General features: G+C 67.1%; 15 protein-coding genes. 7 read left to right on the top strand and 8 right to left on the bottom strand.

Annotated features, from left to right (window positions below; translation table 11 throughout):
- Positions 1-179: 179 nt before the first annotated feature.
- Positions 180-521, bottom strand: a complete 342-nt coding sequence (uraH, locus tag ACQR0W_RS15975; RefSeq protein WP_315713684.1) for a hydroxyisourate hydrolase — start codon at positions 519-521, stop codon at positions 180-182.
- 29 nt (positions 522-550) lie between these two features.
- Between uraH (ACQR0W_RS15975) and ACQR0W_RS15970 the strand changes: the two genes are divergently transcribed.
- Both ACQR0W_RS15970 and ACQR0W_RS15965 read left to right on the top strand, forming a co-directional pair.
- A complete protein-coding gene (locus tag ACQR0W_RS15970) occupies positions 551-1,744 on the top strand; it encodes an MFS transporter (protein WP_315713683.1) in 1,194 nt (397 codons plus the stop codon).
- Positions 1,731-3,083, top strand: coding sequence for an amidase (locus ACQR0W_RS15965; RefSeq protein ID WP_315713682.1), 1,353 nt, complete (start codon positions 1,731-1,733; stop codon positions 3,081-3,083). Before ACQR0W_RS15970 ends, ACQR0W_RS15965 begins: the two co-directional genes overlap by 14 nt.
- Here the strand turns inward: ACQR0W_RS15965 and puuE are convergent.
- The 3 genes from puuE to ACQR0W_RS15950 all read right to left on the bottom strand — a co-directional run bounded on the left by puuE (position 3,074) and on the right by ACQR0W_RS15950 (position 5,850).
- Positions 3,074-4,501, bottom strand: a complete 1,428-nt coding sequence (gene puuE, locus ACQR0W_RS15960; RefSeq protein WP_315713681.1) for an allantoinase PuuE — start codon at positions 4,499-4,501, stop codon at positions 3,074-3,076. The two genes, ACQR0W_RS15965 and puuE, sit on opposite strands and share 10 nt — an antisense overlap.
- Positions 4,502-4,506: 5 nt before the next feature.
- Positions 4,507-4,863, bottom strand: coding sequence for a hydroxyisourate hydrolase (uraH, locus tag ACQR0W_RS15955; protein WP_315713680.1), 357 nt, complete (start codon positions 4,861-4,863; stop codon positions 4,507-4,509).
- 81 nt (positions 4,864-4,944) lie between these two features.
- A complete protein-coding gene (locus tag ACQR0W_RS15950; protein WP_315713679.1) occupies positions 4,945-5,850 on the bottom strand; it encodes a LysR family transcriptional regulator in 906 nt (301 codons plus the stop codon).
- 131 nt (positions 5,851-5,981) lie between these two features.
- Between ACQR0W_RS15950 and ACQR0W_RS15945 the strand changes: the two genes are divergently transcribed.
- The 3 genes from ACQR0W_RS15945 to ACQR0W_RS15935 all read left to right on the top strand — a co-directional run bounded on the left by ACQR0W_RS15945 (position 5,982) and on the right by ACQR0W_RS15935 (position 8,867).
- Positions 5,982-6,920, top strand: a complete 939-nt coding sequence (locus ACQR0W_RS15945) for a ring-cleaving dioxygenase (RefSeq protein ID WP_315713678.1) — start codon at positions 5,982-5,984, stop codon at positions 6,918-6,920.
- Positions 6,917-7,549 (top strand): alpha/beta hydrolase, encoded by a 633-nt coding sequence (locus ACQR0W_RS15940; protein WP_315713677.1) that lies wholly within the window; start codon positions 6,917-6,919, stop codon positions 7,547-7,549. Before ACQR0W_RS15945 ends, ACQR0W_RS15940 begins: the two co-directional genes overlap by 4 nt.
- Before the next feature lie 112 nt (positions 7,550-7,661).
- Positions 7,662-8,867 (top strand): amidohydrolase family protein, encoded by a 1,206-nt coding sequence (locus ACQR0W_RS15935; RefSeq protein WP_315713676.1) that lies wholly within the window; start codon positions 7,662-7,664, stop codon positions 8,865-8,867.
- Here the strand turns inward: ACQR0W_RS15935 and ACQR0W_RS15930 are convergent.
- From ACQR0W_RS15930 to ACQR0W_RS15915, 4 genes are all read right to left on the bottom strand, one after another.
- On the bottom strand, positions 8,851-10,107 hold the full coding sequence (locus ACQR0W_RS15930; protein ID WP_315825890.1) for a carboxylate-amine ligase: 1,257 nt from the start codon (positions 10,105-10,107) through the stop codon (positions 8,851-8,853). The genes ACQR0W_RS15935 and ACQR0W_RS15930 overlap by 17 nt on opposite strands.
- Positions 10,108-10,127: 20 nt before the next feature.
- The gene (locus ACQR0W_RS15925) at positions 10,128-11,903 is read right to left on the bottom strand and encodes an N-acetylglutaminylglutamine amidotransferase (RefSeq protein WP_316169579.1); all 1,776 of its coding nucleotides are present in this window, start codon (positions 11,901-11,903) and stop codon (positions 10,128-10,130) included.
- Positions 11,904-11,929: 26 nt separating this feature from the next.
- The gene (locus ACQR0W_RS15920) at positions 11,930-12,757 is read right to left on the bottom strand and encodes a class II glutamine amidotransferase (protein WP_316169580.1); all 828 of its coding nucleotides are present in this window, start codon (positions 12,755-12,757) and stop codon (positions 11,930-11,932) included.
- 359 nt (positions 12,758-13,116) lie between these two features.
- Entirely contained in the window at positions 13,117-13,998 is an 882-nt protein-coding gene (locus ACQR0W_RS15915) for a LysR family transcriptional regulator (protein WP_316169581.1), read from the bottom strand.
- A 110-nt stretch (positions 13,999-14,108) separates the two neighbouring features.
- On the opposite strand from ACQR0W_RS15915, the gene ACQR0W_RS15910 reads away from it, so the two are divergent.
- A complete protein-coding gene (locus tag ACQR0W_RS15910) occupies positions 14,109-14,528 on the top strand; it encodes a CidA/LrgA family protein (RefSeq protein WP_315825888.1) in 420 nt (139 codons plus the stop codon).
- Positions 14,503-15,213, top strand: coding sequence for an LrgB family protein (locus ACQR0W_RS15905; protein WP_315825887.1), 711 nt, complete (start codon positions 14,503-14,505; stop codon positions 15,211-15,213). Before ACQR0W_RS15910 ends, ACQR0W_RS15905 begins: the two co-directional genes overlap by 26 nt.
- Position 15,214 lies beyond the last annotated feature (1 nt).

Raw genomic sequence — 15,214 nt, 5'->3', positions numbered from 1 at the left:
CCTGAAATTGGGAGTTCGTGCCCGTCCAACTCCAAGCCGTCATGGCCGGGCTTGTCCCGGCCATCCACGTCGGCCGGCGATCGTGGATGGACGTGGATGCCCGGGACACGGGCATGACGAGTATTTCCTTGGCAGGCAGGATCGTCCAACCATCAGCGTACGACGGCGCGAGCTGTACCTCAGGCCCCACGGAAGATCGAATAGCCCCAGGGAGTGAATTTGAGCGGCAGATGAAAGTGCTCCTCGACCTTGTCGATCGCGAAGCGAAACGGCACTGTGGTGAGGAATTTCGTCTGAGCGCCAGTCCCGAAGAACTCGCCGACATGAAACAGCACCTCATACTCGCCGGCGGTCACGCCGTCGCCCTCGACGACCGGCGCCTGCAGAGTGCCATCGGCGCCGAGCTGTCCCTCCGCGAGCAGCGTGCGATCGGGCGTCACGCGCCAGATCGCGACGCGCAGGCCACGCGCGGGGCGCCCGTTCGCCACATCAACCGCATGAACCGAGATTCCACCGGCCATTTCGTGCTCCGCCATCAGGTTGTCGCGGCATGATAGCCGCGAAGCAAGCATCAACGCCAGCGCCGCCGCTGTGGCCTGCAGTCGCTGCGATGACCGCGCTGCAGGCCCTGGTGTCGCTGGCGCTGTTCGCGCCGGGCGTCGTGGCGCCGCGCGCTGGACTGAGCATCGAGCAACTGTCGCTGTTCTCCACCACAGCCTTCACCATCAGCCTCGTCTCCTCGTTCTGGGGCGGCACGCTGGTCCAGCGCGTCGGCTCGCTGCGCGTGGCGGCCCTGTGCGCGGTCGCCGTCTGCGCTGGCATGTCGCTGGCGCTGTTCGAGAGCGGATGGGCGCTGCTCGGGGCCGGGCTGATGCTCGGCCTTGCGGTCGGACCGGAGACACCGGCAAGCTCGGCGCTTCTCGGACGGCTCGTGCCGGCCGAGAAGCGCGCGATGGTGTTTTCGATCCGGCAGACCGGCAACCAGATCGGCGCCGTCGTCGGCTCGCTGCTGCTGCCGCCGATCGCCGTGCTGCTGGCGCCGAGCTCCGCCTATGCCGCCGTGATCGTCTGCGCCGCCATCGCCGTCGCCGGCTTCGAGCGTCTCAGACCGGCCTATGCCATGACGCCGCCAACCATGCCGCGGCTCGGCCTGTTCGATCGATTGCGACTGATCAGCGCCGACCGCCGCATGGCCGCGCTCGCCGTCGCCTCGATTCCGTTCAGTGGCATGCAGGTCATCCTCAATACCTGCTTCGTCAGCTTCGGCACGTCAGAGCTCGCGCTGAGCCATGTCGAGGCCGGCTGGGTGCTGGCGTCGGCGCAAGGCGCCGGCCTGATGGGACGGCTGGGCTGGGGCGTGGTCGCGACGCGCCTGCGCTCGGCGCGCGCCGTGCTGGTGATGGCGGGCGTGGGCATGGCCGTCTGCGCGATGCTGCTCGGTCTCTGCGGGCCACTGCTGAGCCGATCGATCCTGATCCTGCTCACGATCGTGTTCGGGCTGACGGCGAGCGGCTGGAACGGCGTGTTCATCGCCGAGGTCGCCAATCTCGCCAAGCCCGGACGCGTCGCCGAGGCGACAGGCGCAGTGCTCACCGCCTCGTTCCTGGGCCTTGTCGCCGCACCGCTGCTCGTCGCGCTGCTGACTCCCCGCGTGGGACTCGGCGGCAGCTTCGTCGCACTCGGATTGACGGCGGCCGCAGGCACAGCCGTACTGCTGATGGAGCGATCCCATGCGCGCAAGTGACATCGCACGCGCTGTCATGGCGCGGCAAAGCACCGCCAGAGAGATGGCCGAGCAGGCGCTGGCGCGGATCGCGGCGGCCCATGACCTCAACGCCGTCGTCACCACAGATCCGGCGCGAACGAGCGCCGAGGCCGTTGCCGTCGATGCGCGCGTGGCCGCCGGCGAAGCAATGCGGCTCGCCGGCGTGCCGATCGTGGTCAAGGACAACATCTGGGTCGAGGGCTGGCGCATCACGCAGGGCTCGCGGCTGTTTGCTGATTTCATCGCGCCCGAGGATGCGATCGCGATTGCGCGGTTGCGCCGCGCTGGCGCCGTGATCGTTGGCATCGGCGCAACTTCCGAGTTCGCCTGCAAGGGCGTGACGACCTCGCGGCTGTTCGGACCGACCGTTCATCCGCAGGACCGGCAGCTCACGCCCGGCGGCTCGTCGGGCGGTCCCGCCGTTGCGGTGGCGGCTGGGCTCGTGCCGCTCGCGATCGGCACCGATGCCGGGGGCTCGAGCCGCCGGCCGCCGGCCCATGTCGGCGTGGTCGGCTTCAAGCCGTCGTTCGGCGCCATTCCCTACGGCCCGGGATTCCCCGAGCCATTCTGGCGCATCTCGGTGATTGCGCCGATCGCGGCCGATGTCGGCGATGCCAGGCTTGCGTTCGAGATCATGGCCGGCGCCGACCCGCGCGATCCTGATACGTTCGATGTGGCCGCGGCGGATCATGCAACGCCGCCGCGCGTGGCGTTCTCGCCGCGGCTCGGGCTGGACGTCGCGGTCGATGACGACATCAGCGCTGGCCTGCGGCGGGCGGTCGACCGCCTCCGCGCCGGCGGCATGCCGATCGTCGACAAGGATCCCGTCTGGCCGGCCGGCCTTGCCGAGGACGCGGTGATGCCGCTCCAGCATGCCGGGCTGGCCGCGCTCTACGGCGATGCCTTCCACAATGATCCGGCGCAATTCGATCCAGATATCGCCAAGCAGATCGAGCGCGGGCTCGGCCTGAGCGGCGCCGACGTCGCGCGTGCGCTCGAGGCAAGCGCGCAGATCGCGCGGGCCTTCGCAAGCTTCTTCACACAGGCCGACGTGCTGCTGGCGCCGACCGTGCCCTGCGTCGCCTGGCCGTTCACGCAGCTCGGCCCGTCCGAGATCGGCGGCAAGCCGGCGAGCCCGCGCGCGCATGCGGTGTTCACGCCTTACGCCAATCACGCCGGCGTGCCGGCGATCTCGATCCCCTGCGGCGCCAACGTTCACGGGCTGCCATTCGGTCTGCAACTCATCGCGGCCCGCGGCCACGACCGCCTGCTGCTCGATGTCGCTGCCGACGCCGAGCGGATCCTTGCTCAGTCCTGATCGAACTTCTTCGCCAGCCGGGCCCGGGTGATGTGGCCGATCTGGTCGATGGCGTTGGCGATCTCGCTGTCCGGGTCGTTGCCGATGCGACGCTCCATCTCGGCGATGACCGAGGGGCGGTCGGCGTGCAGCGCCAGAGCGACGATCAGCGGCATGCCGAACTTGTCGCGATAGCGGCGGTTGATGTCGGCGACGCGCTCGAACTCGGCGCGCGACAGCGAGGTGAAGCCGAGCCGACCCTGCTCGCCGATCGAGTCGTTCGTCATCTCACCCGCCAGTGCCTCGCGGCCGGCGAGCTCCGGATGGGCGCGGATCAGCTTCAGCTTCTCGTCGCGGCTCATGGCGCGGACGACGTTCATGAGCGTCGTATGCAGCGCATCCGCGGCGTCGTCGAATGCGGACAGGCCGGCGCGATAGGCGCGGTCGGCAATCTCCGGGGAGTGCTCGAAGATGTCGCCATAGCGCTCCACGAACAGCACGCGCGACATCTGCGAGGGCCGCCACGCGCCGGCCGGCGGATGCGTCCGGATCCAGTGCCGCGCGATGTCGAGCCGGGTCGCGACCCAGACCTTGTCATGACCCGTGATGTAGTCGAGGAAGCGCGCCAGCGCGGCCGCGCGCCCGGGGCGGCCGACCAGCCGGCAGTGCAACCCGACCGACATCATGCGCGGGCTCTCCGCGCCCTCCGCGTAGAGCGTATCAAAACTGTCCTTCAGATAGGCGAAGAACTGGTCGCCGGAATTGAAGCCCTGCGGGGTGGCGAAGCGCATGTCGTTGGCATCGAGCGTATAGGGCACGATCAGTTGCGGGCCGTGCGGCCCTGCGATCCAGTACGGCAATTCGTCCGCATAAGAATCGGCGCTGTAGACGAAGCCCTGCTCGTTCAACACGATGTCGAGCGTGCGCTCCGACGTGCGGCCCTGGTAGAAGCCGAGCGGCCGCTCGCCCGTCAGCTCGGTATGGAGCCGGATAGCCTCCTCGATATCGGCGCGCTCGTCGACCTCGGGGACATCGCGGTAGTCGATCCATTTCAGGCCGTGGGAGGCGATCTCCCAGCCGGCTTCCTTCATCGCAGCAACAGCATCCGGATTGCGCGCCATCGCGCTCGCGATGGCGAACACCGTCACCGGCAGCTTGCGCGCGGTGAACATCCGCCACAGCCGCCAGAAGCCGGCGCGCGAGCCGAACTCGTAGATCGATTCCATGTTCATGTGGCGCTGGCCCGGCCACGGCTGGGCGCCCACGATCTCGGAGAGGAAGGCTTCGGAGGCAGCGTCACCGTGCAGGATGTTGTTCTCGCCGCCCTCCTCGTAGTTGATCACGAACTGCACCGCGATGCGGGCATCGCCGGGCCAGCGCGGATGCGGCGGCGTGCGGCCGTAGCCGACCATGTCGCGCGGATAGACGTCAGCACTCATCCGGATCAGCTCCCGCGATAGGTCTGGTAGCTCCAGGGCGTCGCGAGCAGCGGCACATGATAGTGCGCGCCGGCGTCGGCGACGGAAAAGCGGAGCGGGATCAAGTCCAGAAACAGCGGGTCTTCAGAGGCGAGGCCATGGGCCTTGAAATAAGCTCCCATATGGAAGGTCAGCATGTAGGTGCCGGTGGTGAAGTCATCGGCCGCCAGCACCGGCTGGTCGGTGCGCCCGTCGGCATTGCTCCGGACCTGCTTGACGCGGCGCCAGGAGCCGTCCGGCTCGAGGACATCGAGATCGATCGCGACGCCGGCCGCGGGCTTGCCCCTGACCGTATCCAGAATATGCGTGCTCAGCCGCCCCATGCATCGTTCCCTCTGCTGCCGGTTCGGAACACTATCAGCGCCAGGTTAAAGGTTCGAGGCGATTTGCAGTTCAGTCTCAGCCTACGGGCTGGTCACGTCGCGCTCCTTGCCGAAGCGCTCGACCAGGAAGTCGATGAACAGCCGCACCTTCACCGAGAGGTGCCGCGTCGGCGGATAGATCGCATACAGCGCGAGCGGCGGCGCGGCGTAATCGGCGAGGATCGCGGTCAGCGCGCCGCTCTCGAGCGCGTCCGCCGCAATGAAGCGCGGGATCAGCGCAATGCCCTGTCCCCTGATGGCGACGTCGCGCAGCACCTCGGCATTGTTGACGCACAACGACCACGCCGGCTGGACCCAGTGGTCGCCGTCGCGGCCGGTGAGCTTCCACTGATTGCCGGTCAGCAGGAAACCGTAGGTGAGAGAGGTGTGACGACGCAGCTCCTCCGGGCTGCCAGGCGTGCCGTGCCGCGCGAGATAGGCCGGCGCGGCGCAGATCACGCGCTCCACCGGCATGATCCGCCGCGCCACCAGGCTCGACGATTCCAGCTCGGCGATCCGCAAGGTCACATCGAAACCGTCCTGGACCGGATCGAGCAGGTCGTCGCTCAGCACGATCTGCAACTGCAGCTCGGGATAGCGGGCCATGAAATCGGCGACGACGGGACCGAGCCGCATGGTGCCGAACGACATCGGCGCGTTGACGCGCAAGAGCCCGCGCGGCGCGGCCTGCGACTGGCTGACGGCCTGATCGGCGGCGTCGAGCTCGGCGAGAATCGAGACTGCGCGCTCGAAATAGAGCTGTCCGGTCTCGGTCGGGCTGGCATGGCGGGTGGTACGGACGATCAGCTGGACGCCGAGGCTCGCCTCCAGCTCGCCGATATATTTCGAGATCGCCGAGCGCGACAGCCGCAACTGCCGGCCGGCCTCGGCGAAGCTGCCGCTCTCGACCACCTTCACGAAGGCCCGCAGGCTGCTCAGCTTGTCCATAGGCCCGCCATTGTCGCCAAATCGTAGACAGAGACGTCACAAGAGCACGGATTGTCTCCAAATCAAAGCCGGCCAATATTGTGCCCAGGAATTCAACGGTCCTTTCGGGGGCCCATCGACAGGAGACCCACATGCCCGGACTGCACCACGTGACTGCGATTGCCGGCGATCCGATCCGCAATTTCGGCTTCTACACCCGCGACCTCGGGCTGCGCTTCGTCAAGAAGACGGTCAATTTCGACGATCCCGGCACCTATCATTTCTACTACGGCGATGAGACCGGCCGCCCCGGCACCATCCTGACCTTCTTCCCCTGGGCCGGCGTGCGGCCGGGCCGCCGCGGCGTCGGCGAGACCCACCAGACCGCGTTCCGGGTGCCGCAGCGCTCCCTTGGCTACTGGACGCAGCGCCTGACCGAGAAGGGCATCGCCTATGAGGCGCTGGAGAAGCGCTTCGGTGAATCCGTGCTGCCGTTCGCCGATCCGGACGGCATGGCGCTCGCGCTGGTCGGTGTCCCCGGCGCGGAGAACGAGCCCGGCTACAGCAATGGCGACATTCCGGCCGAGCACGCGATCCGCGGCTTCCACGGCGTGACCCTGCTGCTCGACTCCGCCGAGAAGACCGCCGCCGTCCTCACCGATGTGTTCGGCTTTGCAGAGCAAGGCTGCGAAGGCTCGGTCATCCGCTTCAAGGCGCCGGGCGACGCGCAGGGCAGCGTGGTCGACATCTACGAGGCCAAGGGCTTCCTGCGCGGCGCGCAGGGCGCCGGGTCGGTGCATCACATCGCCTTCCGCGCCGCCGATGACGCCGCACAGGGCGTGATGGCGCAGCGGCTGGTCGATCGCCACGGCCTGCATCCGACCGAGCAGAAGGACCGCAACTACTTCCGCTCGATCTACTTCCGTGAGCCTGGCGGGGTGCTGTTCGAGATCGCGACCGATATCCCGGGCTTCGCGGTCGACGAGCCGGTCGCCGAGCTCGGACGAAACCTGAAGCTGCCCGCTTTCCTCGAATCGCACCGCAAGCAGATCGAAGGCGTGCTGCCCAACCTCGAAGAGGCCGCATCATGACCGTGGCATTGTCCTTCACCCACCGCTTCCAGCCCGGACACACGGCGGGAGCAGCTCCACTGCTGCTCCTGCACGGCACCGGCGGCGACGAGAACGATCTGCTGCCGCTCGGCGCCACGCTGTCGCCCGGCGCCGCCCTGCTGTCGCCGCGCGGCCAGGTGCTCGAGCATGGCATGCCGCGCTTCTTCCGCCGGCTTGCCGAGGGCGTGTTCGACGAGGACGACGTCCGCCGGCGCGCGCTGGAGCTCGGCGCCTTCGTCGGCGAGGCGCGTCAGCACTACGGGATCGGAGCGCCGGTCGCGGTCGGCTACTCCAACGGCGCCAACATCGCCGCCGCGCTGCTGCTGCTGCAGCCGGAAGCGCTGACCGGTGCAGTGCTGTTCCGCGCCATGGTGCCGCTGGCGCATCCTCCGGCCGCCACGCTCGCGCGCCGGCCGGTGCTGATGCTGTCGGGGCTCGCTGATCCGATCGTGCCCGCCAGCAATTCGGCGAAGCTGTGCACGCAGCTCACCGAGGCCGGCGCCGACGTGACCCACACGACGCTTCCGGCGGGGCACCAATTGTCGCAGGCGGATGTGACGTTGGCGCGCGACTGGCTCGCCGGACTGCCGCAGGCGATCGCCGCCTGAAGACGCTTGCGGCTGTCGCGGCTCCTGGCCAAGAATGTGGTCTCATCGGCACCAGCATCGGACCGCCCCTCCGGCGGCTCCGATGCTGGCGGATGGATGGGAAGGATCGTGCATGGCCGTCGACAAGCTGTTCATCAATGCGCGGCTCGACCATGGCGCGCGCCATGCGATCACGGTCGACGGCGGCCGCATCAGCGGTGTTCTCGCTGAGACCGAGCGCCCCGAGGCGTGCGAGGTGATTGATCTCGGCGGCGCGCTGCTCGTGCCAGGCTTGGTCGAGGGCCACATCCATCTCGACACCAGCTTCTACGGCGATGCCTGGAAGCCGCACAAGCCGTGCACCAACGGCTTCGACGTGCATGAGCGCGTCACGTTCCAGGCGCAGAACATGGCGGCGGCGGCGCCGATGGACGTGCGCGCCCGCAACCAGCTCGATCTCTGCATCGGCCACGGCACCACGCGGATGCGCAGCCATGTGATGGTCGACGGCTCCGTCGGCCTCACATCGCTGGAAACGATCCTGCGCGTCCGCGACGAGTATCGCGAGCTGATCGAGATCCAGCTCGTCGCCTTTCCGCAGAGCGGCATCCTCAAGAGCCCGGGCACGCCCGAGCTGCTCGACGAGGCCATCCGGCTCGGCGCCAACCTCGTCGGCGGGCTCGACCCCGCGAGCTTCGACCGCGACGTCGAGAGGCATCTCGACGTCGTGTTCGGCACAGCCCACAAGCACGGCGTCGATGTCGATATCCATCTGCACGATCCGGGCATGCTCGGCCTGTTCGAGCTGGAGCAGATCGCGGCGCGCACGCGCGCCCTCGGCATGCAAGGGCGCGTCGCGGTCAGCCACGCCTACGCGCTCGGCGACCTGCCTGCTGACCCGCTGAAGAAGATTGCCGACGTCCTGGCGGCGTCTGGCGTCGCCATCATGACCAACGCTCCGGGCGCGCGGCCCTTCCCGCCGGTGGCGGTGCTGCGCGCGGCGGGGGTCACCGTGTTCAGCGGCAACGACAACATCCGCGATTCCTGGTGGCCCTATGGCGACGGCGATCTGTTGAACCGCGCCATGATGGTCGGCTATCGCTCCGGCTTCTATGTCGATGACGAGTTGCGGATGGCCTTTGACCTCGTCACCGAGGCCGGCGCCAAGGCCTTGAGGCTTGCGGACTACGGCCTGCGCGTCGGCGCGCGGGCCGACTTCATCACCCTCGATGCCGAGCACGTGCCGGAGGCCGTCGTCGCCGTGCCAAAGGGCCGCTCAGTCTACAAGGACGGCCGCCTCATCGCGCGCGACGGCCGTGTGATCAGGCAGCCGACCTAGGCCCGCGTCGTTGTGCCGGCTCGACCGGTGCCTGTGAGCGCGGCGGCTCGGCGCGCGACACCGTCGCGGACTCGATCCAGCGCGTCACGGCCGACAATTGTCCGCCGGACTCGCGATAGGCCTGCAGCTGATAGTCGGCCGAGCTGCCGAACTGCATGATGATGCGGCAGTGCTCGACCTCGGCGAGACATCCAAGAGCCTCCGCATGCGGTGCGACATCCGCGATCATGCGGTTGAGGATCTCCTGGCCCGTCACGGGACCGTCCTCGGTCACGAACAGACAGTCGGTGCCATAGCGCTGCGCCCGCCACTTGTTCTCGACCGCGATAGCGCGCTCGACATTGCCGACGGTCTCCGCAAGATCGGGATTGAGATAGAGGTAGCGTGCCAAAGCGCGATAGAGCGAGGCAATCGCCACGGCGTCATCCATCGACGTGCAGACGTCGGGCGCACGCAACTCCAAGGTCGGATGCCGCAGCGACGGCCGCATCGCCCACCAGACATGGCTCTCGTCCGGCATCACGCCGGACTTCGTCAGCGCCGCGACATAGCGATCATATTGCTGCTTCGAGGTGAAAAGCTCGGGCAGGCCGCTGCGCGGCAGCTCGTCATAGGCGGCGAGCCGATAGCCCTTCAGGCCCGTCTCGCGCGAATTCCAGAACGGCGAGGACGCAGACAGCGCGACGAACACCGGGATGTGAGGGAGCATCGCCCGCATCACCGCGAAGCGCAGGTCCGGGTCCGGCAACTGGACATGCACGTGCATGCCGCATAGCATGTTGCGCTGGCCGACGATGCGGAGGTCCTCCATCATCTCCGCGTAGCGCGGCTTGGGGCTCGGCTGTGAGCTGCGCCACGTCGCGGTGGGATGCGTGGAGCAGGCCAGGATGGTCAGGCCATACTGACTCGCCACGCTGGCAACCTCGCGCCGCAGGAATTTCAGCTCCTCGCGCGCATCGCCGACATCGACATGCACGTTGGTGGCGACCTCGAGCTGCGCCTGCAGCATCTCGCGCATGGCCTGCCCGCCGGTCGACCAGTTGGCGGCCTCGAACAGATCGTCCGGCGTGCGGATCGCGACATCGCGCGTCTGCGCATCGACGAGAAAGTACTCCTCCTCGATGCCGAACGAATATTCCGTGACTTCCTCGCTGCCGGTGGCCGAGCGGATCACCAGACGACGCTCGTCATCGCTCAGGCCGAGCCGCAGCTTCTCCAAGATGCGTGGATCCAATCCCATGTGATCAATCCTGTCAGACGTCAAATGCCGTGAGTCTGAAGCCATGCCTCGAGCAGGGCCGCCTGCCACAGCCGCGAATGTCCCTTGGGGCTCATCTCGGTTTCGGGGTTTTGCAACATGTGGTCGATAAAGTCGCGCTGGTAGAGACCGCGTGCGCGCGCCTTCTCGTCGTTGAGCACGTCGCGGACATAGTCGAGAAACGGGCCGCGCAGATAGCGCAGCGACGGCACCGGAAAGTATCCCTTGGGACGGTCGATCACCTCCGCCGGCACGCAGCGGCGGGCCGCCTCCTTGAGAATGTGCTTGCCGCCGTTCTTCACCTTCAGCTCGGCGGGCATGCGCGCGGCGAGCTCCACCACGTCGTGATCGAGGAACGGCACGCGGGCCTCCAGCCCGAACGCCATCGTCATGTTGTCGACCCGCTTCACCGGGTCGTCGACCAGCATGATCTCGGTGTCGATCTGCAGCACCTTGTCCACCGCCGAGGCGCCAGCGTGAGCTGCGAAGAAGCGCTCCACGAATGCCAGGCTCTCGTCGTCTTCGCCGAGCAACTCCGGCGCCAGCAGCCGCTGCAGATCCGAATGCGTCCAGTCGAAATAGGCATTTTGATATTGCTGAACGGGATCGTTGGCCGAGAGAAAGCCCGGATACCAGCTGTACCCGCCGAACACCTCGTCCGCACCCTGCCCGCTCTGCACCACCTTGACACGCTTGGCGACCTCGGACGACAGGAGATAGAATGCGACCGCGTCGTGGCTGACCATCGGCTCGGACATGGCGGCGATGGCATGGGGCAAGGCGTCGAGCGCGCAGGTGCCGCCTATCCTGATCTGCTCGTGGTTGGTGCCGAACGTCCGTGCAATGATGTCGGAGTAGTGGAATTCATCGCCGGCGTGCTTGCCCACAGCGTCAAAGCCGATCGAGAAGGTGCGGATGTCCTCGTGGCCCAGCTTGGACAGCAGCGCGACCAGCAGCGACGAATCCAGCCCGCCCGACAACAGCACACCGACGGGCACGTCGGCGACGCGGCGACGGTCCACCGCCGATGTCATCGCGTCCAGCAATGCATCCGACCATTCTTCCTGACTCATGGCACGATCGGTGGAGCGCGACGCGCCGACGCTGAACTGCCAGTACCTTTCGCGGCGCTGCGTTCCATCGGGCTCGATCGTCAGCAACGTCGCCGGCTCGAGCTTCTTCACGCCATTGAGGATCGTACGCGGCGCCGGAACGGCGGCGTGAAAACTGAAGAAATGATGCAGCGCCGTTCGGTCGATCGAGGTGTCGACATCACCACCGGCGAGCAGCGCCGGCAGGGACGAGGCAAAGCGGAGGAAGCCCGGCCCCTCGGTGTAGTACAGCGGCTTGATGCCGAGACGGTCGCGCGCGATCACGACGCGTCCGCTGTCGCGCTCCCACAGCGCGAAGGCGAACATGCCCTTGAAGCGCTGAACGCAGGTCTTGCCCCAGGCATGATAGGCCTTGAGGATCACCTCGGTATCGCCGTCGGAGAAGAAGCGATAGCCCTTCGCCTGCAGCTCGGCGCGCAGCTCGCGGAAATTATAGATGCAACCATTGAACACGATGCCGAGGCCGAGCGCGGCATCGATCATCGGCTGCTGCGCGGCGGCTGATAGATCGAGAATGCTGAGACGACGGTGGCCCAGCGCGATTCCGCCCTGCACGTAGAGGCCAGCGGCGTCGGGACCGCGCGCCTGCATCGCATCGTTGACGCGGCCGAGCGCCGCGAGCGCGGGCTGTCCGGAAATCCTGACTTCACCACAAATGCCGCACATCGCGGATCATCCAGTTCCTGTTGTTCTTAGGTGCCGCCGACAACCCTCTGTCTTCGTTTGTGTTCCGCGGCGAAACCGGCAGAGTCTGCGTCAAATAGCGGAACGATTTCAGCGCGTCTGGACGCGCGCGCGACCAGCACGTGATCGGGCGGAACCTCGATCCAGTCCGGCTCCTTGTCAAAAGGCTCGGAGACGGCGATGACCTGATCACCATCTTCCCGGTAGTAAAGCGAGTTGGCGCGATCATTCGCAGCGAAGCGAAATGCGTAGAGATCGTGGCCGTTCGACAGGGCGGACGTGAAGCGCAGGTGCTCACGCAGACCGTCCTCGTTGACCAGCTGGCGGAGCGCGCGCAGCACGTTCGATGTCGCACCGATCGGGTCCTGATCGATGCCGGCGCCGACGATGGCGAGGAACACGGCTTCCGAATCGGTGGTGCCGAGCCGCGACGGATACAGCGCGTCCGGGATCATTGCCTCGACCTTGCGGCGAAGCCTGTTCCAGCTACCGACGAAGCCGTTGTGCATGAATAGCCAGCGGCCGCAGGCAAACGGATGGCAGTTCTGACGGGTCACGGCCGTGCCGGTCGCGGCGCGCACATGCGCGAAGAACAGATGTGAACGCAGGTGTCGGCAGAGATAGCGGAGGTTCTCATCGGACCACGCCGGGCGCGTCTCGCGATACAGGCCGGGCTCAGGATGATCCCCATACCAACCCAGACCGAAGCCATCGCCATTTGTGCCTGCGGTGGATTCCAGCGCGCGGATGCTCTGCGTCACCAGGGAATGTTCCGGCTCGGTCACATAGTGCTCGAAGGCGGTCGTCTCACCGCGGTACGCGATCCAGCGGCACATCCTGCCCCTCCGGTTCAATCAATGGGCTCGCGGCACGCCTGCGCGTGTCACGTTCTTTCGGAGCAGGCGGAAACGCGTCAAAGCACCCCTGGTTCCCGCGCACTCAGTCACGCACGGGACGTCAGCCTGTGGGAGCGCAGCTCAGCGAGTCATGCGCGAAGGCAACCTTCGTCAGCTCCTGCCGTTCCCGTCCGCACGTCCGAGGTCGCCTCTCCGGGCTCGCGCTTTCGCGGCGTTGCGACAGGTGTTCGATCGTTGCGAGTTGTGCGTAGAGCTCAGGTCCTCTCCAATCGCCATGGCGACACCGACCGTCTCGCCGCACGTTCCTCACAGATGAAGCGACATCGTCGCACTCATGTTCACGCCTCGCCGCGCTCGCGCACCAGCCGTAGCCACGCCGCCGCGGCCGGCGAGAGATAGGCGCCACGACGCCAGGCCATCGCCAGCGTCCATTCGGTGCCGGGCTCGTCGAGCAGGACGAGACTGATCGGCACCTGCGTGCGCTGGGTCGCAATCATGCGCGGCAGAAAGGCAACCCCGAGACCGGCGCCGGCGAGTTCGGCAATGAAATCGATCTGCGTGCTGCGCGCGGCCACAACCGGCTCGAAGCCGTTGCGGCGGCAGGCCTCGCGGAGGATGCGGTTGAGCGCGAAGCCGGCCTCGAACAGCACGAACGGCGTGTCGCGCAGCTCGGCGAGCGTGATCGTCTCGCGGCGGGCCAGCGGATGCTCGACAGAAACGAGCGCCATCAGCGGCTCGCGGCGCACGATCTGCGCGGCAAACTCATCGGCGATCGGCGGCAGCAGGCCGGCAAAATCGATGTCGCCTGCAGCCAGCAATTCGCTGAGCCGGTCGCTGCCGTGCTCCACCAGCCGGATCTCGATCTCCGGATGAAGCTGGCGGTAGAGCGCGAACAACGGCGCGAACAGCGTGCTCGATCCGATCGGCGGCAGGCCAAGGCGCAGCACGCCGCGCTTCAAGCCGCGCAGCTCGGCGAGCTCCGCCTGCAGATCATCGCGCTCCGTCAGCAGCCGGATCGCACGGCGATAGACGATCTCGCCAGCCGCTGTCATGCGGCTCTTGTGGCCGAGCCGGTCCAAGAGCGGCAATCCAAGCTCGTCCTCGAGCTGCTTGACGGCCTTGCTCACGGTCGACTGGGTCGCAAACACCACCTTGGCGGCCTGGGAGAAGCCGCCTTGCCGGACGACCTCGACGAAGGTCCTGAGGGTACGGAGTTCCATAATCGCGCCTTAGTATTCCATTTTTGACTTATTACCATTCAATCAATTCGCTTTCTACATGCTGCGATGCGACATACCTTGAAGGCGCAATCACTTCTCGGACGCGTCGCATGATGCATCGCAGCATTTCCATTGGGGTTCATCGCCTGCTCCGCCGCAACCGACTGGTGCAGATCGGCCTGCTCGGCCTGTTCTGGTCTGTCGGCGAGGCGCTGGCCCGGACGACCGGCCTGCCATTGCCCGGCGGCATCATCGGAATGGCACTCGCGCTCGCCCTGTTCCTGGCCGGCGGGCTGAAGGTCGCCAGCATGAAGCGCGGCGCGAACTGGATGCTCGCCGAGATGCTGCTGTTCTTCGTGCCGGCGGTGCTGGCGCTGCTCGACCATCGCGAGCTGTTCGGCCTGCTTGGCCTGAAGATCTTTGCCTTGATCGTCGTCAGTACCACCGCCGTGATGTGCGTGACCGCGCTCACGATCGACCTCTGCTACCGTTGGACCGAGCGTCATGACCCTCGCCGCGCTGTGGCGTGAGCCGCTGATCCAGGCGGCTGTCTGGTCGCTCGCGACGATCCTGCTCTATGTGCTGGCCAAGCGCATGCATCGGCGCTGGCCGCGCTGGTGGCTGATGCCGCTCGCGGTGGCACCAGCACTGCTGATGATCGCAGCGCTCGCGCTCAACGTCTCCTATCGCGACTACATCCGCGGCACGCATTGGCTGGTGGCGCTGCTCGGCCCGGCCACCGTCGCCTTCGCCGTGCCGATCTACGAGCAGCGGGCGCTGATCCGCCGCCGCTGGCCGCTGCTGCTGGCCGGCATGGTCGCGGGGAGCCTCACCGCGGTGGCGACCAGTTGGGCACTCGCCTATGTCCTCGGCATCGATGGCGAGCTGCGTCTGAGCCTGTTGCCGCGCTCGATCAGCACGCCGTTCGCGATGGAAGTCTCCGGCGAGATCGGCGGCATCCCCGATCTCACCGCCGTGTTCGTCGTGCTTACCGGCATCATCGGAGCCGCGGTCGGCGACCTCGTGCTCGCGCGGCTGCCGCTGCGCTCGACGCTGGCCAAGGGCGCGCTGTTCGGCGTCGGCGCGCACGGCGCGGGCACCGCGCGCGCCAACCAGATCGGTCGCGAGGAGGGCGCGGTCGCCGGCCTCGTGATGGTCCTGGTCGGGCTGATGAACGTGGCGCTGGCGCCGCTCATCATTCAGTTCATGCGGTAGC

It is taken from the genome of Bradyrhizobium sp. HKCCYLRH1034 (genome assembly GCF_051168375.1).
Lineage (GTDB): Bacteria > Pseudomonadota > Alphaproteobacteria > Rhizobiales > Xanthobacteraceae > Bradyrhizobium.
This window is presented reverse-complemented; position numbering and strand designations above follow the sequence as displayed.